We start from the raw sequence: 19,727 nt of genomic DNA on the forward strand, positions 1-19,727 counted from the left end.
CCCGGTCCGTGGCCCACAGGATAAAGTGATAGGTGTGATGGGTCTGCACTTTCAGCGTGGTTTCCGACCAGTTCCGTTCCTGCCGCCAGGCCACGAAGCGCAGCAGCAGTGCATACAGGCTTTTCGGGTCATGTGCCGGCCCTACAGGCTGACGATAGACGTCATCGACGGTCAGGAGACTTCCTTTGCGCGGTTTACGGTTTGCCATGATTAACCTCCGTTTCGGATTGGGGATGGGCGGCTGAGGCAGCGGGCGGTGGGGCCTTTTGCGTTTTATGTCTGTTAACCGTTTTCTTTCCGGCTCCGCCCGGTTCTGTTGTTAAGCCTTGTGCTGTCTGTGCTGAGGCCGGATTTTGTCTGTCCGGCTGTGTACCGACCTGGGGCCGACCTGTACCCGACTGAACACCCTCTGACCCCGACCGGAACGCCTTGCCCGCAACAGCGTCATTCGTCATTTCTGTTTCATCGGGCAGGGGGATTGAAGTCGGTTTTTTTTCTGTCTTGATAACTGCTTTTTGCTTTACCCCGGCCACTTCCGCCGACAGGTCTGATGTTGCCTGCCCTGAGGCCGGATTCTGATTTACCGACGGACTGCCGACCATGCCCCGACCCGTGCCCGACTGAACATCTCCTGACCCCGACTGGAACACATTGCCTGTCATTTCTGACCGGGATTCAGTCATCTCCAGTAACCCGCACAGATGCGGTTGCCCGGTATCTTCACCATCCCACAACAGCGTATATTCGTAGGTCAGCCCGCGGCGATGCAGCAACAGGTATTCCATTTCCAGCAACCGCGCCAGATGCACTTTCAGTTGCGTATCGCCCCAGTGCAGAGCGGTCCGAATATCCCGCCGGGTAAAATGCAGTTCATCGACCTTGACCGCCTGTTGTCCGGCGGTTTCCCGTACCCAGTCCTGTATCAGCAGCAACAGCTTGCGCGTCTGCGGCGGCATTTCATCCAGCGTGCGACCCAGCACCTCATGCGCCAGCCGGTTAGCCAGGGCAATGTCGTCCTGGGTGACTTCGATATATTCGATAACCTGCCCGCGGTGGGTGGTTTTCTTCACTTCACGTTGATACTGGTGCAGCAGGGCAATGGCCTGTATCAGCGTCAGGTATTTCATGTGGTCGCGCCGCATCCGGGTTTTGTCTGACAGGAACGTCAGTTGGTGGGCGTAAGGATTGACCACTTTCAGCGGCCTTAACAGACGCTGGGCGTTCTGGTGTAACTGCGTCAGATAGCCTTTCTCCGAGTCAGCCAGCAACCCGGCCAGTGTCTGGCGGTGCCGCTGCATGGCGTGGATAGCCTGCGTCTGCTCGCGCGATTCGTTGACCGTCAACACCAGACAGCGGTTCAGCAGTTCTTCATCCACATCAATGGCCGTCGTCGTTAACATCAGCATCACCGGTCCCTGTACCTTGTATTCCCGCGTCACCAGTTCGCCGCTCTGTTCGTTCTTGCCGGTGCTGGCGATTTTCAGCTCGCCGTCGGACTGCAACAGTTTCAGGGCATAAGCCGCCTGCCGTACGCCTTCTTCTTCGGCTATCGCCAGTATCTTGTGTTGCAGGCTGGTTTCCCCCAGATAGTAGAGGCTCTGCCCGGTCATTGCCGAGTACTGGATACGCTCCTCTTCCGGCATCAGGTTCAGCACCGCCTCCATCAATGACGATTTCCCGGCAGCGGAACTGCTTTGTATCAGCACGGCCAGCGGTTTATCGAGTTTGCGCGAGACTGCCGCCAGATACCCGGTCAGCAGATTGGTGGATTCGCCGACCACCCCGCAGGCGGCCATGTCGTTGATAATCTGTTCTGTTAAGTTCGGCGATGTCAGCAACGCTAGCGCGGCGGCTTCGTCTTCCGCGCTGACCGTGACCGCCGTTGTCCCTGAGGCTTCGGCGTCGGCCTGCTGTTGCGCGTCCTGTTGCTGCTCCAGCATCAGCAAGACCCGCCCGGCTTCGCGTTTGATGACCGACAGCTCGCATTCCAGCTCTTGCGCCGCCGTGCTGATGTAGTTCTGACGATGCCGCGCGTGATACATGTCCAGCGTATCCACATGGAACAGGCCGGACGTTTCATCCCGCACCTGCACATTGACTTTCATCACATCGGGCACCGGCGATTTTTTCATCCCCCGTATCCGCCAGATACGTGGCCCGCTTTTCATCAGCAGTTCACCGCAGGCCGTGCGCTCACAGGGCACGGGGGCAACAGTCAGCTCTGGTGGGGCGGCTAAGGCAGCCGGTTTAGCCACCCCGGCATTGTGAGGCTTTTCCGTCACACCCGGCGATACGGATACGGGTAGCTCATGGCTGAACACCGCGCCCGGGGCCGTTCCCTGTCCCAGCCAGACCGCCTGTTGCAAGGCCAGCCCCAGCGCATGTTCGGCATTGCCGCTTTTCAGCGCATAGTCATTGGCATCCATGCCCGGTGGGAACTGCACCCGCCACGCCTCGATACCGGCTTCCAGTAAATCAGCCGCCACATTAGCCGCGCCACGGTCTCCGGCCTCGTCCCGGTCAAAGGCAATCAGCACCCGTTTCACGCCGTGATACTGCAAGGCTTCGAGGTGCTCACGGTTAAACCCGTTCACCCCGAACGCGGCAATCACGTTACGGAACCCGGCACACCAGAAGGTCATGGCATCGATCAGCGCTTCGCACAGGATAATTTCCGCAGCGGCTTTCATCGCTGCCTCATTCCAGACCCCGGCCAGTGGTGAGGACAGGTACAGATGCTTTGGGCTGTCTTTCAGGACTTTGTAATCCGGCTGGGTTCGGCGACCATACAGTTGCAGCACCCGCCCGCGGCTGGCCACACTGGCCGATTCGGCCCAGCCGATTATCGGCACCACGACGCAGCCCCGGAAGTGGTCCTGCCGGGTGGTGGTACGCAACACGCCCAGCCCCGACAGCTTGCCGCGCAACTGCTGACCTTCCTGACTGTCTTTGGACGGCAACAACCCCGCGGAACCGCTGATACCGTGATGGCCCGCATACCCCAGTTTAAAGTGGCTGACCAGTTCAGGATGATTCAGCCCGCGTCGTGCCAGCCAGGCTTTGGCTTCCGGTGACGCCAGTAAGTGCTGATGATAAAAATCAATCACCTGATGCAACAGCGCCTGCCCGTCATCGTCCAGGTCGGCCAGTTTCGGGCGCGGCAGGGGGGCCGCCTGTGATCCCGGCGGGGCGGCTAACGAAGAAGCGGCTATAACTGCATTGTCCATGTCCGGCAACCCGGCCAGCTCCCGCAGACGGCGGATAGCGATTTTCAGCGTCACCCCTTCCGTTTGTATCACCCAGTCCAGCACTGACCCCGCTGCGCCACAGCCAAAGCAGTGATACAGGTTCTTAGCCGGCGATATCACCATTGAGGGCGTTTTCTCGTGATGGAACGGACAGCGCAGCACATAATCCTCACCGCGTTTTTTCATCGGACGGCCTTGCTTACGCGCCAGCCCCAGTAACGAGACGGTTTGCTTTAAGCGGGCTAAATCGGTATCGGGAATGCGGGTCATAAGTCTTTCCTTTTGAACCTTGTCAATAGACATGTTTGCGATATATAATAATCGCATTAAAGAGATTTTACAACAGCCAGCTAAAAAGGAAGGGGTACAATGGCGGACATTTGTGTTTTGCAAACAGGTATTGATATGTCCGTATTTTCTGAACGGCTTAAGATGCTCAGAGAAGCTCGGGGATTAACCCAGTCACGGCTTGCCGAGATGATTGAGGTACTGCCCAGAGTGTATAACCGCTGGGAGCGGGGACACATCGTCCCTCAACTGGAGTCCCTGATTAAGCTGGCTGATGTTTTACAGGTTTCTCTCGATGAACTGGTTGGCCGCCGCGAGACCAGCAAAGATGTGAAGATACGTAACCACATATTGCATGAACTCTGGCAACAGGCTGATTCGTTATCCGATGAGGAGCAGAAGGCGTTGATTATGGTGATTGACAGTTTTGTTACCAAGTCAATGATGGAAAAAGTTGTTATGAAGAGCGCTAAACGCTGAGATGACGCGGCAACCATGAGTTCGCACCTCATGATGGCCGCTGACCACACAACCAACTATGTAGGAGTTGATTTATGGCTGAACGCGATTGTAATGTAAATTCAGGCGGTTCGAAAGCGCAACGCCGCTATAAAGTCGGCTATATCAGCCGATGTCACGCCGACCGCCACACTGGCATGACCCGCTATTACAGCCAGCACCCCAGTTTGCATCTTAAAGGTAACTGGCTGGAAGAAGCGGGCTTTGCCACCGGGCAGTCGGTGCAAGTGAGGGTTGAGCGGGGGCAATTGGTTATTCAGGTTGTTACGGAAGATTGAGTTTGCAACTGGAAAGTTAAAAAGGGTCGAAATTAGCGCAGTGAGCAAGCCCTCTGCGCTAATTTGGTCATTGAGATCATATAATTAATTTTTTAAATGACCTCACTTTCCTCATAAGTTAATTCTATGTTAATGGAAGATAATATTGCGTTTACTCTCTCCATAAAATCAATACATTCCTGAGGGATCTTGTACTGGAAAAACACTTTAAACGTTATATTCCTACCCTGAGCATCTGGGAGTTTTTCGTATACTTCTCCGCTTTCAACAAATGCAATATATCTATTAATTTTTTCTTGCAATTTGAAGAGGTGTTCATTAATACAAGATGACCATTGCAAATGATCAGTTATAACCAAGATTACCTGTTGGGAAGCTATATCCTCTTGGGTCATTGTAATTAAATCAATTTTATTTATATCTTCTACAGACATATAGCCTCCTTAATTATCCTTTGCGTTTGGCCTTACTATTTCAACTTCTGTCGGTGGTATCTTAGTTCCACTTTCAAATCCCGGCCTACCTTTCCCAACAACTGTACCTCCTCCCTCTTTGAGTTCTGGAAAACCAGTCTTTTGATTCTTTGTTAGTGGTGCAGTTTGAGAACTTTTACATTCTATGCACCTGATAGATCCATCTCTATCTTTAGCCATAATATCAACCCTAACTTTGGTCCCTTCGTTTGTCTCTATGGTAACTTCCCTAACCGGGGTTTTTAATTTAGGGTCTTGTTTTAACTTATCGTAAACAGATTGTTCAAATTCCTTACCCTTCTCATAATTCTGCCGTATTTGTGAATCAGAGTTAGGTGATTGAACTTTTGTTTTCACGCCATTTTCAAACGTATAGTACCCACCGTTGTTACTATAAATCGTGTTTCCTGAGGCATCTACTTTTCCTGTATTGCCATAAACACTACCTTTTGGCCCAGTAACTGAATTTCCTTTTGGGGTATAACCAGTAGGTAATGCTGCGCCTTTTCCGACTACATTTATAGAAGTTCTATTAGCTTTTGCCCCAATAGCCCCGACCGCAGTCTCCAGCAACATCAGGTTCCGCTGCTCTTCCTTCACGTACTGCGCCGCATCCGCTTTGGACAAGCCCGATTTTTCCAGCTCTTTTTGACGCAGTTCCGTGTTAAAGAACCCGGAGAGGGGTCCGTTGCCGCCATTTAACCAGCTGCTCTGCTCTGAACGACCTATTTTGTCATTGGCACGGTATCCCGATACCGCCAGTTCTTTACCCAACTCATGGTTGATGAATGCCAGTTCTTCACGACTCAACTCACCATTCAACGCCATCTGTTTCAGGGTATTGATGGTTGCATCACTGGCCTGCCGATATTCAGTCCAGACCCCTTTACGGCAGCTGTCATCCTGACACGATGCCAGTTTACCGCGCATGTCCTCCACTGACGGCAAGCCTTTATCCAGAATGCGCTGGCTCAGCTCCTTAGCCTTACCGCACGCTTCCGGTGACAGCGTGCGGCAATCACCCAGATTTCGCGAGGCCAGCGCATTATTCTCAATCGCATTCTTCCCGGCTTGGGCACCGGTGACGGCGCTGCCGGTGGAGTCACCGGCAATGCCGCCTGCCAGCCCTGCTGCCAGGGTAGAAAGAGTGCTGATGGTCTGTTTTTCCTCTTCACTTAAGTCACTGACTTTAGCATTTTCTCCGTGAATATGCTTCATCAGTTCTCGGGCGGCCAGTTCACCGCCCGCCGCTCCTGCTGCCCCCGCCAGCGCATTGTTACCACTGACTTCGGCGGCCACTGCCCCCAGAATGGCATGGGCCAGGGTATTGGTGACGACATCGACCTTGTGAGTTTTCGGGTCGGTAGTCAGGTCTTTAATCACTCCGGCCAGGTAAGGGGAAGCGCCGCCCGCCAGTGCCTGACCAATATTTCCGCCCGCGAGTCCCTGAATGGCCGCGGTAGCCGCCTGTAAAGCGGTGTGGTATTTCCCACCGGTGCCCAGGCCAGACTCATTCAATGCCTGATTATAGGCGGTCTTGTAAATCTGGTCTTTAATGAGTTCCGGGGTGATGTCGGTTTTACCTTCATCCTCCAGTACTTTTATGGCCGCTTCTCTATCCGGCTTACTGATGTTCTCCAGTTTGGCGTTGGCCGCTTTGGTGGCGATAATGGCCCCTTCGGTGCTGGCGATATCAATCACCTGCGCACTGATTTCGCCAATCAGTTGGGCCTGTTTCAGCCGTTGCTGTTCTTTCTCTTTGTCAAAGATAGGACTGAGAGCATTATTGGCATGGTCGGTATCCCGGCTCAGGGTGGTGACATCCTGTTGCTGGTTGTCTTTGTCCCGGATAATCAGGGTACCGTCGCTGACCGCGGCGTGAGTGGTGCTTTGGTCATGGCCTTCCCGGTTAACGCCGCCCAGGGTATTGGCCGCCAGATTACTGAGAATCATGCCGCCGGCTGAACCGCCCGTGCTGATACTCACGCTATGGTGTTCGGTTTTAAAATCCGCTTTGTTTTTGATATCGCCAAAGCCCAGAGTGCCGGTATCGAGGGTGTTTTTGTCTTTGTCTGCGGTACTGGCAATGACTGCGCCGTCAAGCTGGGTGTGTTCCCCCACTTTCACTTGATAGCCGCCTTTACCGGCGAACAGTCCGGTTTGTTCCTGTACGGAGTCAAAGTTGCTGTGGATTTTGTCGCGGCTGGCGCTGAGGTTCAATGAACCGCCCGGTTGTGGACCGAGAGTAACACTGACACCGGCACTGACGTTCTGCTGCTTCATATCGTAGCGGTTGCTGTCCTGCTCGCTGCTGAGCGTCAGGTGGCGTTTGATGTCGGCGGTAATCTGTTCGCCGCTGACCTGAGCGCCTTTGAGCGTCGCATCACGACCGGCGTTGAGGGTGACGGTTTGCCCCGCATCCAGCGTAGTTTCGTTATGGCTGATGCCGTTGCCGCTTTCACTGCCTTTACCGCGGTTAGTGCTGGCAGAGAGGTTGATACCCGTGCCCCCCGGTCCGGCAGTGAAACCGATGCCCAGTGAGCTGCCGCGACTGCTGTTTTTGCCGGTGGTCTGTTCGGTGTTCTGGCTGGATGAGAGCTGGATATCCCGGCTGGCATTGAGTTGCAGGTCTTTGCCCGCCTGCAACTGGCCGCCATGAATGCGGATATCGCCGTTCTGGTCTGGTGTGCCGGAAGCGGTGAGGGTGAGATTATCCCCGGTCATCAGGCTGCTGCCCTGTTGAGTGGTCTGGTGCTGTTTCAGCTCTGACTGGGAGGACTGGCTGCCGTAGGAGAGGTTGACGCCCACCAGATTGTTATTAGCTTTGTCGCCACCGCCTTTAGCGTCGGCCAGACGGGCTGCCTGGACTGCCTGTATCCCGTTAAGGGCGGCTTTGGTGCCTTGTAAGGCTTTCAGGCGGCTGTCACTTTCATTGTTGGCGGTTTGAACCGTTTGAACGGCGGAATTTATGGCCCCGCCTGCGGTGCCGGACAACGCCACGGTCAGGCCGCTTTGTTTCTGTTCGGTTTTGGTGATAGCGGTGTGACTGTTTTCCGCGCTGGTGATGTTAATGTTTTGACCGGAAAGTTGCATATCTTGGCCCGCCACTACATCACTGCCGTGAATGTTGAGCTGTTTTCCGGCGCTGAATGTCACACTGCCCTGGCTGCTGCCTACCGTACTGCCTTTGTTGAGGTTGCTGTCGATATCGGTAGTGGATTTTTGGCTGGCTTTGCCGACGGAGAAGCCGATACCGCCGGTTCCCATCAGACCGGATTTTTTCTCTTGTTTGAAGTGTATTTCATGACGGGCTTCATCAGCGGTGGTGATGGTGAGCTGATTGCCTGCGGCCAGATTAACGTCCTGAGTGCCTGCCACGTTACTGCCGGTGATATTCAGGTTATTCCCGGCCTGTACAGTCACGCTGTCGCCACTGAGCGTGGTGCTCTGTGCGCGGCGTTCATGCACTTCGTCGTGGGTTTCGACGGAGGATTTGGAGAGTAAGCCTTTACTGGTCTGTTTGCTGTGTTCTACCAGGTCTGATGAAGCGGTACCGGCATCTAGTGTGATGTTGTTCCCGGCCTGAGCGGTAAGCTGTTGACCGGCGTTCACGTTAGCCGCAGTAGCATTGAGGTTATTACCCGCTCGCAGTGCCAGGTTGCCGGCGGTGGTTATCTGGCTACCGACGTCACGTTGTTGTGTCAGATGGCGATAGTTGTCGCTCCCCCAGTCACTGTTTTCTGTGCGATGAGTGCGCAGGGTGTCCAGAGTCAAGTCGAGGCCCGCTGTTATCTCTGTCTGACCGTCTTTGCCCGCGTTCTCCACATCACTGGCCGTGAGATGGATGTTGTTGAGGGCTTTTAGCGATAAGGTGCCGTTGTCATTCTGGACATAAATGCCCGCAGGCCGATCTTGCCAACGGTCAGCACCTGCTCCGCGCAGGGTAGAGGCACTGGTGATATCCCGATCTGCCTGTGCAGAAACGCGGTCACGGCCCCGAATTTGTCCGCCGAGGTTGGTGATGTCCTGCCGGGCGGTTAAATCCACTTTGCCGCTTTGGATAAAGCCGCTGTTGGTCAGATTGCTGGCTGTCAATTTGGTGACTTCACGTCCGCTGATGGAGCCGCTGTTGGTAATATCTTTTCGGCTATTTATTGTTACTTTTTTGCCGGAGAGCAGGGCGCCGTCACCGGTCAGGTCGCCTTTATTTACGCGAGCGTAGACCTGTGGCACGGTGACCACCTGCGTGGTGCCGTCTGGCAGAGTCACGTTCCGGTTGGTCAGCCAGATAATGTCAGAGGTGAGCAGCGCCATCTGAGAGGGACTCAAGGCGATGCCGGGGGTGAGCTGTTGCTGTTTGCTGAAGGCAACACCGGCTTCCATTAACGCTTTGAACTGGGTTTCATCGTTGTTGTGGCCGGCCAGATAACGCTGACCAGTCAGTTGGGTGATTTGATCACGTACCAAGCGTTGTTCGTAGAATCCATCTCCCAGGCGTTTGTGCGCTAGTGACGGGTCGCGGGTTAACTGTTGTTGCATGTAATCCGTGCCTAGCCACTTTTTATATTGGGTGAATTTAGGGTCGGTTTCCACTAAATAATGGCTGTCACTGCCCGGCTGTACGACAAACAGGCTGTTGTCCGGCAGGCGGGTATCTGGAGCAACGATACGGATAAGAGGTTCGACGCTTTGACCTTGGACGGTATCAGACGGTAGCGTCAGTTCAAATTGTTGGCCTGTTGGTAACACCAGTGGGCGATCATCTAATGCACTACTGTTTGGTAGGATGACCGTCACAGGAGGGAGTACCGGTTCAGTTTGTTGAACTGGTGGAAGTACCGGGTGTTCAGTCAGAGCATCTCTGTTTGGTAGTGCCACTGCGCCGGACGATAATATCTGCTCAGTCTGTTGACCTGTTGTAGGTGAAAGTGTTGGGTATTCAGTGAGTGCATCTCGGCTTGGTAGTGCCACTGCGCCGGACGATAATATCTGCTCAGTCTGTTGACCTGTGGGTGAAAGTGTTGGGTATTCAGTGAGTGCATCTCGGCTTGGTAGTGCCACTGCGCCGGACGATAATATCTGCTCAGTCTGTTGACCTGTGGGTGAAAGTAATGGGCGATCAGTCTGTATGTCTCTGGTCGGTAGTGTGATGGCGTTGATAGTGGCATTGGTGAATGTAACTTCACCAGCTTCCGCCATTCTTGAGGTCAGATTAATCCCGGTTGGTATACTTTGAACACGGCTTGTTTGCCTGTCATCTATTGTTATGCCGGTAGAGTTTGGACGAGTGTTGCCCTGCCAGGCTAGGGCTTTCAGGTCAATGGTTTCGGTTATCGGTGCTGGGTTATAGTCGTCCCAGTCTTTTCCCTGGGAGGTTTTGGTTCCTCTGAATCGACGTTTTTTCTTTTTGGCATACCAGCGGATTTCGCTACCTTCATCTGTGATGATACGTTCGCCTTTGGTGGCGTTATTGTGTAGCTCGTCAATATCACCCCCGAGTATTCCACCCGCTACGATCTGACTGTCGTCATTGGTCAGCATCGCGCTATTGATGGTCATATTACCCCCGGACAAAATTTTACCCGGATCACTCTCTTTTATCTGGGTTTCATTGATGGTACGGGTATATCGGTACTCGTAAAACTCATCATCACTGCTACCATCCGGCATAACAGCAGTGTGTACGCCGTATTTGTTGCTGTAGGAAGTGTCTACTTGTGACCAGTCATAGCGGGTAGTGTGGCCGCTCAATACTGCTTCATGACGCCGGGATTTTTCTGTTTCGACGATATGGGTGACCAAACCGTTGTTGGTATTTTTGATAATAGCGGCATCAATCTTTAGGCTACCCCCGGCCTCAATGGTTGCCGCGTGGTTGTTGAGTCGGCCAGCTTGACTAGTAGCAGCCAGGTTCTCATCCAGTTGTCCACCAATGCGCATATCCCCCACGCTGAAAATATGAGCATGGTTACGGTTGTTGAGGGTTCCGGTGCCGATATCTAGTCGATCTCTAGCGGCAATGACGGCGGCTTTGCCATCTTTTGCTGTGTTATTGAGAGTGCCAGTCTTAAGGGCTATTTGGTCACCGTAAATACGTCCGGTTCCGGTGTTGTCCAGTACTTTGTTGGCGGTGAGATGGGTCAGTTCGCCGTCAATTAACCCGGTGTTGGTCAGCGTGTTTCGGACGTTGACTTCGGTTTGCTTGGCCCTGATTTCCGCAGCTTGGGTGTTGGTGAGATTTAGGGCTTCCAGGTGCGCCTGTTCGGCTTTAATTTTGCTGTCATTGATGATGTTGCCGTCGGTTTCCAGAGACAACTTGCCATCGGCGGCGATGTTACCGGTGTTGTGGAAGTCTTGTTTTAATTTCACCTCTATATCGCCCTGCGATAAGATTTGGCCGTCACCGCTCAAGGCGTTGGCTTTAATTTTGACCTTTTCACTCCCAGTCAGTGTGCCTTGCTGGTTATTCACCGTCAGTTTCTGGGTTTTATCTTCGATGGTGAGTTGTTTTCCACCGGAGATTAGTCCTTGTTCGTTTTTTAGAGACTGATTAATGATAGCTTGCAGGCGGTTGGCTCCCTGTAATGTTCCCTGGGTGTTATCTATCTGTTGAGCTTCAATTATCAGGTCTTGGGCTTCGGTACCTTGGTCAGGGTGATTAGTCTCCCGGTTAATGAGTTCTGCTGTTTTTAGTGTCAGTTGTTGGTCACTATGGATAAGGCCGCCAGTATTGTTCGTTTGTTTCGGGGCGTTAATCGTCGCGTCACCTATGGCTCTGACCTGTCCGCGACGGTTGTCGAGCTGTAGGGTATTCAGGTTCATGGTGTCTGTTGACAACAGTTTACCGTCTTGGTTATCCGTATCGGCTTGCCCGGTGTCGATGGTGAGTTTTTTACCCTGAATGTGTCCGTGTTGGTTATTCAGTTTGCCACTGGTCACGGTGGTGTTGTCATCGCCAATAATACGGCCATGCTGGTTGTCCAGTAGCTGCCCGTTTGTGTCAATATTGACGGTGTTTGCTGACTTCAATAAGCCATTGTTGTTAATAAGCGTCTGGCTATGAATCTCCAGTCCACTGTTACCAGCAATCAGTCCTTTTTTGTTGGTAAGGGTTGTACTGGTAATCTTAGTTTTGCCATCTGCGGCGATAAAACCAGCGTCGTTGTTTAATTCACCGATATCCAGTGTCAAATCTCCGCGAGCAGAGAATTTGCCTGATTTATCTTTGTCGCCGGTGTTATTCAGGCGTTGGCCTTGAGTGTTGAGGTTCAGGTTGCCATCAGAATGGATGGTGCCTTGCTGGTTATTAAGTGCTTGGGTAATCAGTTTTATCTGTTGGGTGCCAACAATGGTGTCTTGGAGATTATTTACGGTTGCGATTTTGCGATTAGTAATCGTACCAGCCTGATTATGTAAATCACCGCTGGTAATTAACATGTCGTCCTGGCTGCGGATACCGCCCCGATCACCACTGTTTTTATTAGTCAGTGAATGGCCGTGTGTATCGAGAGTAAGTTTACCTGCGGATTGCAACAGGCCGCCGCTGTTGTCAGTTTGGTTCACTGATAATGTTAGAGAACCTTTTTCGCTGGTGAGGGTTCCGCCTTGGTTTTTCAGTTCACCGCCGGTAACGATCGTTGTTCCTGTACCTTTGATAAAACCATCTTGATTGTCGATTTCGTCGGCAGTAAGGGTCATCGTTCCTTCACTGATAACGCCTCTGGTATCGCCGCTTTTGGCGGTGGTCAGTTTTTTTCCGTGAGTATCTATCGTCATGTTGCCGTCAGACTTTATTAGTCCACCGGTACTGTCTAACTCGCCGCTATCGAGTTTTAGATTTTTCTTACTGACTATAGTGCCAGTTAGGTTGCTTAATGTCTGTTGATGAGAATTGATGTGAGTTTCATCGCCACGGATATATCCGAAATCATTGATGAGTTCACCTGTAATCAGTTTTAGGCTATCCAGTGCGAGTATTCCGTTAAGTTTTCCGCTATCGGTATTCGTCAGTTTCTGCTGTTGGGTATCCAGTTTCAGACTGGCTGAGGATTGTATCAGCCCACGTTGGTTGTTGACTGCTTGTGTTGTCAGATCGGCTTTTCCTTTCGAGAGGATTTTACCGTCAGTGTTATCAATTTCACCGGCTTCTAGGGTTAGGTCACTGTCGCTGCGTATGCCGAGGTCATCCCCGCTTTGCGTATTAGTCAGCTTTTGGCCGTGGGTGTTAAGAGAAAGGGTTGTTTTGGATTGCAGCAAACCACTTGTGTTATTCAGTTCACCGGTATTCATGGTGAGTTGTTGATTCTGGCTGGCTATTTTACCGCTGGTATTATCAACGGTTCCTGTTGATGTCACGTTGAGCTGTTTATCGGCGATGACTCTTCCCTGTTGGTTATCGATAGCGCCCGCGGTTATTGTCAACTCTCCCTTGCTTGTTATCCCTTGTTTAGGCTGGCTGTTGCGGTTGGTTATTTTGCCTTGTTTCCCATCTAGAGTCAGGTTTTTATCCGCATGGATCCAGCCAGCTTCGTTATTGATGCCTTGAGTAGTCAGTTTGACATTGCCTGCACTGATTATGCCTCCGGTCTTGCCGCTGTTGAGGTTAGTCAGTAGTTCACCTTGTGTATCGAGTGTCAAATCACTCGCGGATTTCAACAAGCCGCCGCTGTTATCGGTTTTTTTCACAGTCAATGTGAGTGCGCCGGTTTCACTGGCGAGGGTTCCGCCTTGGTTTTTCAGTTCACCGCCGGTAACGGTGGTTGTTCCTATACCTTTGATAAAACCATCTTGGTTGTCAATTTCACCAGTGGTCAGCGTCAATGTTCCTTTACTGATAACGCCACCGGTTTCGCCGCTTTTGGCGGTGGTCAGTTTTTCTCCGTGCGTGTTCAGTGTCATATCACCGATAGATTCTATTTTCCCGCCGGTACTGTCTAACTCGCCGCTATCGAGTTTTAGATTTTTATTACTGGCTATAGTGCCAGCCACGTTATTTAGCGCTTGCTGATGGGTGTTAATGAGGATTTGATCACCACGGATAGAGCCGTGGTCATTGATTAGTTTACCGGTAGTCAGTTCCAAAGCATCTTTCGCTATGATTGCGCCAGTAGTGTTATCAATTTCACCGGTTTCTAAGGTCAAGTCACTGCCGCTGCGTATGCCGAGGTCATCCCCGCTTTGCGTATTAGTCAGCTTTTGGCCGTGGGTGTTAAGAGAAAGAGTTGTTTGGGATTGCAGCAGACCACCGGCGTTATTCAGTTCACCGGTATTCATGGTGAGTTGTTGATTCTGGCTGAGTATTTTGCCGCTAGTATTATCAACGGTTCCTGTTGATGTCACGTTGAGCTGTTTATCGGCGATGACTCTTCCCTGTTGGTTATCGATAGCGCCCGCAGTTATTGTCAACTCTCCCTGGCTTGTTATCCCCTGTTTAGGTTGGCTGTTGCGGTTGGTTATTTTGCCTTGTTTCCCATCTAGAGTCAGGTTTTTATCCGCATGGATCCAGCCAGCTTCATTATTGATACCTTGAGCGGTCAGCTTGACATTGCCTGTACCGATTATGCCTCCGGTCTTGCCGCTGTTGAGGTTAGTCAGTAGTTCACCTTGTGTATCGAGTGTCAGATCACCCTTGGATTGCAACAGTCCGTTGCTGTTATCGGTTTGTTTCACGGTCAATGTGAGTGCGCTGGTTTCACTGGCAAGGGTTCCGCCTTGGTTTTTCAGTTCACCGCCAGTAACGATCGTTGTTCCTGTGCCGATAATCACACCGTCTTGGTTGTCGATCTCGCCAGTGGTTAGCGTCAATGTTCCTTTACTGATAACGCCACCGGTATCGCCACTTTTGGCAGTGGTCAGTTTTTCTCCATGTGTGTCGAGTGTCATATCACTGATAGATTCTATTCGTCCTCCGGTATTGTTGAGTTCTCCACTGTCGAGCTGTAGGTTTTTCTTGCTGAATATGGTGCCAGCCAAGTTATTTAGTGCTTGCTGATGGGTGTTAATGAGGATTTGATCACCACGGATAGATCCGCGGTCATTGATTAGTTTGCCGGTAGTCAGTTCCAAGGCATCTTCTGCGACGATTCCGTTTTTACCGCTATCGGTGTTAGTGAGTTCATGCTGTTGTGTATCTAATTTCAAACTGGCTAAGGATTGTATCAGTCCACGTTGGTTGTTGACTGCTTGTGTTGTTAGATCGGCTTTTCCTTTCGAGAGGATTTTACCGTCGGTGTTATCAATTTCACCGGCTTCTAGGGTTAGGTCACTGTCGCTGCGTATGCCGAGGTCATCCCCGCTTTGCGTATTAGTCAGCTTTTGGCCGTGGGTGTTAAGAGAAAGGGTTGTTTTGGATTGCAGCAAACCACTTGTGTTATTCAGTTCACCGGTATTCATGGTGAGTTGTTGATGCTGGCTGACTATTTTACCGCTGGTATTATCAACGGTTCCTGTTGATGTCACGTTGAGTTGTTTATCGGCGATGACTCTTCCCTGTTGGTTATCGATAGCGCCCGCAGTTATTGTCAATTCTCCCTGGCTTGTTATCCCCTGTTTAGGCTGGCTGTTGCGGTTGGTTATTTTGCCTTGTTTCCCATCTAGAGTCAGGTTTTTATCCGCATGGATCCAGCCAGCTTCATTATTGATGCCTTGAGCGGTCAGTTTGACATTGCCTGTACCGATTATGCCCCCGGTCTGGCCGCTGTTGAGGTTAGTCAGTAGTTCACCTTGTGTATCGAGTGTCAAATCATCCTTGGATTTCAACAGTCCGCCGCTGTTATCGGTTTTTTTCACGGTCAATGTGAGCGAGCCGGTTTCACTGGCGAGGGTTCCGCCTTGGTTTTTCAGTTCACCGCCGGTTACGGTTGTTGTTCCTGTACCGATAATCACACCGTCTTGGTTGTCAATATCGCCAGTGGTCAGCGTCATATCGCCGGTAGACTCTATTCGTCCTCCGGTACTATTGAGTTCTCCACTGTCGAGCTGTAGGTTTTTCTTACTGGTTATGGTGCCAGCCACATTGCTCAGCGCTTGCTGATGAGTGTTAATGTGGGTTTGATCACCACGGATAGATCCGCGGTCGTTGATTAGTTTACCGGTAGCCAGTTCTAAAGCCTCTTCTGCGATGATCCCGCCGTCGGTGCTAGTCAGTTCATGCTGTTGTGTATCTAATTTCAAACTGGTTGCGGATTGTATCAGTCCGCTTTGGTTGTTGACCGCTTGTGTTGTCAGATCGGCTTTTTTCCGCGAGAGGATTTTACCGCCGGTGTTGTTGAGGTTTTGGCTAGTTAGCGAGGTTTCACCTTGCGCATCTATTACGCCAGCGGTGTTATCAATTTCACCGGCTTCCAGCTTCAGATCACTGCCGCTGCGGATACCGCGTTTTTCTCCGCTCTGTGCGTTAGTCAGTTTCTGGCCTTGGGTGTTGAGCGACAGGGTTGTGCCGGATTTCAGCAGACCACCGGTATTGTCAACTGCCCCGGATGTCACGGTGAGCTGTTTATCAGCTTCTACAGATCCTTGATGGTTATCAATAGCACTTGCAGTCAGCGTTAAGTCTCCTGAGCTACGGATACCCTGATTAGGCTGGCTGTTGCGGTTGGTTATGGTTCCCTTCTGCCCGTCAAGGATCAGGTTTTTACCCGCATGGATTAGGCCCGCATCGTTGTTAACGCCTTGGGTCGTCAGCTTCATGTTGCCTATGCTGATTATGCCCCGCTCTTTGCCGCTGTTGGTGTTGGTTAGCAGCCCACCTTGTGTATCCAGTGTCAGATCACCCGCGGATTGCAGTAGTCCACCGCTGTTGTCAGTGTTGTTTACCGTTAATGTTAATGAGCTGGTTTTGCTGACAAGTTTTCCTCGTTGGTTGTGGAGGTCTCCACCCGTTATCGTTGTCGTTCCTGTACCGCTGATGGTGCCATCGTGGTTGTCGATCTCGCCTGTTTTTAAGGTGAGCGTTCCCTCACTGGTAACGCCGCCAGTGTCGCTACTTTTAGCGGTGGTGAGCTTTTTCCCGTGGGTGTCTAATGTCATGTCGCCATCAGATTTTATTTGTCCACTGGTACTGTCGAGCTCTCCACTGTCAAGTTGCAGATTTTTCTTGCTCTCTATGGTGCCTTTTTGGTTGCTTAGCCGTTGTTCATGGGTATCGATGTGAATGCCATGACCAAGGATAACGCCCGCATTATTAGTCAGGTTACCGCTGGAAATGCGCAATGAGTCTTTGGCAATGATACCGCCAGTTTTGCCACTGTCGGTATTGGTCAGGGCTTGGTTTTGGGTATCCAACAACAGGCTTGACTCTGATTGGATCTGTCCACGAGTGTTATCTAATGCTTGTGTGGTCAGTTCCGCCATCTGTTGTGACAAGAGTTGGCCATCGGTATTGTTAACGTTACCGGCGTTAAGGGTGGTTTTTCCTTTAGCGGAAATAATACCAGCGGTGTTGTTGATATCTCCTGTACGGAGTTCCAGATTACCTTTACTTAATATGGTGCCTTTTTTGATCTCTTTTTCGTCACCATTTTTAGTGTCTTTAGTATTAGTCAATTTCTGTCCATGAGTATTGACTATCATGTCACTGTCGGATTGTAACAGACCAGACGTGTTATCCAGCTCACCGCTGTTTAGGGTGAGTTTTTCTTGAGCAATAACTTGTCCTGCGGTGTTGGTGAATTTATGTCCTTTGGTTTGGCTATCTATTCGCTGAGCCAGTAATGATCCTTGATGGTTATTCAACGCCTGACTTTTTGTGGTGAGCTCTGTTTTGGCTTCGATTCGTCCGTCAACGTTTTCAATGTCTTTCCCAATGATCAGTTCTGTGCTGCCACCGGTTGCAGCGATTTTGCCCCGGCTGTTATCAAGCTGTGTTGCGGTAAGTTGGATATCTTGACCGGCTTCCAGGTGTCCATCTTGGTTATTCAGAGCATCATCAACAGTCAGTTCCAAAGCGCCTTGTTTGGCTGCTATGATTTTGCCTTTGCTGTTATCCAAGGTGGCGGCGTCGATTTTCAGGTTGCCATTACCTTTAATCTCGCCATTTTGGTTATTCAGCGTCTTGGCAGTGAGGGACATCTTATCTTTGCCATTCTGCTGCATTACTCCACTCTGATGGCTTAATGTGTCTGTTTTTATTGTAATCTTGTCGGCGGTAGTGACTGCTTTTTTGTTCAGTTGCAGGTTGTGGGCTTGTATATCCAGCTCGCCATTGGAGAGTAGTTTGCCTCCGTCACCTATCCACTGATGGGTGTTGAGTGACAGTTTACCTTTGCCGGCGAGTTGAATTGTCCCTCCTTCCGTGTTGTCCGCTTTCTCGTGGACGATTAGGTTCAGGTCATCTCCATTATTGGCGATTTTTCCATGATGGTTGTCCAGATTTCTTGTGGTGATAGCCAGTCGTTTTCCTTCATTGAGAATGGTCCCGCTTTGGTTATTCAGTGTTTGGGTGTTCAGTACCAGCTCGCCGTTGCCGGTTTGATTAATTTTCCCCTGATTGTTGGATAAGTTTGGAGTCGTTAAGTTGATTTCTCGTGCTACCAGTGTGCCACCGTCATTGTTAAATTGGCCTGGTGTTTTAGCTGTAAAGCTGTCAGCGGTGACTGTAGCGTTGGCGGTGCTCACCTCTTGCTGATTGGCAGTGAGTTGAATGTTGTTAGCAGAAGTTTGGCTGCCGCTGAGATCAATCTTTTTACTCTGTGCTTCCAGAGTATTGGTTGCCAGATTTTTTCCATTGGCCTGAATGTGCTGTTTGGCGGTCAGTGTCAGCGATCCGGGCAGCGTGGCTTTTCCTTTATTATCAATACCGGCGGATAGGGTGCTGCCGCTGGCGCTTTGTATCGACTCCGCTTTGATTATGGTATTGCTTCGTGCGGCAATTGTGCCACTATTCTCAATCAGTCCATCAACTGTGAGGCGAACTTCACCGGCGGTTGCTCCGATGTGGCCGGCGTTACGTACCCCTACACCAAATTCGGTACCCACCAGCATGATTTTATTGGCGTACATGCCGCCCAAAGCTGCTACATCCAGCGTAAATGATGGATTTTTGCTGCCGCCAGCGGATTTTTTCTCAATGTTCTGGTGAGCTGCATCAACGATATTACGTCCGGTTGTGATTTTTAGATCTTTCGCGTGTAGTTTGCCGTTGATTACCACCGAGCGGGCAATAATTTCAGTGTAATTTTGTTGTGAGCTGTCCAATCCCAGGTCTTCAATGCGGACTTCTCCTCGCTCAATATCAAAGCCTTTCAGTCGGCCTTGTTCCATCATGGCCTGTCCTGTGGTGAGTGTTGCGCGATGGGCGTTAATGAATCCGCAGCCGTTGCAAGTGATGCCCGCCGGGTTGGCAATAATAACGTCGGCTTTTTGTCCGGCGACTTCTATCCAGCCATTAAGTTTACTGGCGTTAATACTGTTCACTTCATTGAGAATGATTTTGGCTTCTGCTTTGGCAAGCCAAGGATTGCCTGCCACCATACCGCCCAGTTGAGTTTGGACAGCATTGTGACTGTTGTTAAGGATGACGCCTCGTTGATCGGTATCAAATTGGCTGTAGGTATTACGCGAGATACCTGCGGCGTTAGGGGTCTGAATATCGATTTGTGGCGTACCGTTTGCGCTGTTCAGGATAGTCGGTTGCTGATTACCCGGTGCCTGTCCGTCGGCCACAATATTTGCTTGCGCTGTTAGGGAGATGCTGCCGGTCGCCAATAACAAACTCAGTCGTAACGCTGTTAACCTGCACAGGCATTGTGATGATTGCCGACGACTGCGGCGGCGTACCGTACTACCTTGCCCGGAGGTGGCAATATCAGCCACGACCATCAGCATGTTCCGGGCTTTGTTAAAGATAATACGATACAGATGCTTGTTCATTGTTTTTCTCCACTAACACTTTTTATCTGCGATAACTTTGGCTGCGTTGTTAT

5 protein-coding genes and 1 pseudogene are annotated in these 19,727 nt (G+C 51.1%); 2 read left to right on the top strand and 4 right to left on the bottom strand.

Annotated elements, in window-relative coordinates; all coding sequences use genetic code 11:
• Both EAE91_RS09775 and EAE91_RS09780 read right to left on the bottom strand, forming a co-directional pair.
• A pseudogene (locus EAE91_RS09775) lies at window positions 1-208 on the bottom strand (site-specific tyrosine recombinase XerC); the annotation flags it as partial.
• Complete coding sequence (locus tag EAE91_RS09780) at window positions 195-3,518, bottom strand: CHC2 zinc finger domain-containing protein (protein ID WP_214088331.1); 3,324 nt, start codon at window positions 3,516-3,518, stop codon at window positions 195-197. The pseudogene EAE91_RS09775 and the gene EAE91_RS09780, both read right to left, overlap by 14 nt.
• Before the next feature lie 99 nt (window positions 3,519-3,617).
• Between EAE91_RS09780 and EAE91_RS09785 the strand changes: the two genes are divergently transcribed.
• Together EAE91_RS09785 and EAE91_RS09790 are read left to right on the top strand one after the other, a co-directional pair.
• A complete protein-coding gene (locus EAE91_RS09785) occupies window positions 3,618-4,016 on the top strand; it encodes a helix-turn-helix domain-containing protein (RefSeq protein WP_036838980.1) in 399 nt (132 codons plus the stop codon).
• A 74-nt stretch (window positions 4,017-4,090) separates the two neighbouring features.
• A complete protein-coding gene (locus tag EAE91_RS09790) occupies window positions 4,091-4,333 on the top strand; it encodes a SymE family type I addiction module toxin (protein ID WP_214088332.1) in 243 nt (80 codons plus the stop codon).
• A 92-nt stretch (window positions 4,334-4,425) separates the two neighbouring features.
• Here the strand turns inward: EAE91_RS09790 and EAE91_RS09795 are convergent, their stop codons facing one another.
• Window positions 4,426-4,767, bottom strand: a complete 342-nt coding sequence (locus tag EAE91_RS09795) for a DUF6572 domain-containing protein (RefSeq protein WP_214088333.1) — start codon at window positions 4,765-4,767, stop codon at window positions 4,426-4,428.
• Between the two features lie 9 nt (window positions 4,768-4,776).
• On the bottom strand, window positions 4,777-19,674 hold the full coding sequence (locus tag EAE91_RS09800; protein WP_214088334.1) for a hemagglutinin repeat-containing protein: 14,898 nt from the start codon (window positions 19,672-19,674) through the stop codon (window positions 4,777-4,779).
• Window positions 19,675-19,727: the final 53 nt, after the last annotated feature.

This window comes from Photorhabdus noenieputensis, assembly GCF_018448935.1.
In the GTDB taxonomy this organism is placed as follows: Bacteria; Pseudomonadota; Gammaproteobacteria; order Enterobacterales; family Enterobacteriaceae; genus Photorhabdus; species Photorhabdus noenieputensis.

Bases quoted from the DNA above. Each gene is read 5' to 3' on its own strand.
- EAE91_RS09780 (WP_214088331.1), bottom strand. From the start codon at position 3,518: ATGACCCGCATTCCCGATACCGATTTAGCCCGCTTAAAGCAAACCGTC.
- EAE91_RS09785 (WP_036838980.1), top strand. From the start codon at position 3,618: ATGGCGGACATTTGTGTTTTGCAAACAGGTATTGATATGTCCGTATTT.
- EAE91_RS09790 (WP_214088332.1), top strand. From the start codon at position 4,091: ATGGCTGAACGCGATTGTAATGTAAATTCAGGCGGTTCGAAAGCGCAA.
- EAE91_RS09795 (WP_214088333.1), bottom strand. From the start codon at position 4,767: ATGTCTGTAGAAGATATAAATAAAATTGATTTAATTACAATGACCCAA.
- EAE91_RS09800 (WP_214088334.1), bottom strand. From the start codon at position 19,674: ATGAACAAGCATCTGTATCGTATTATCTTTAACAAAGCCCGGAACATG.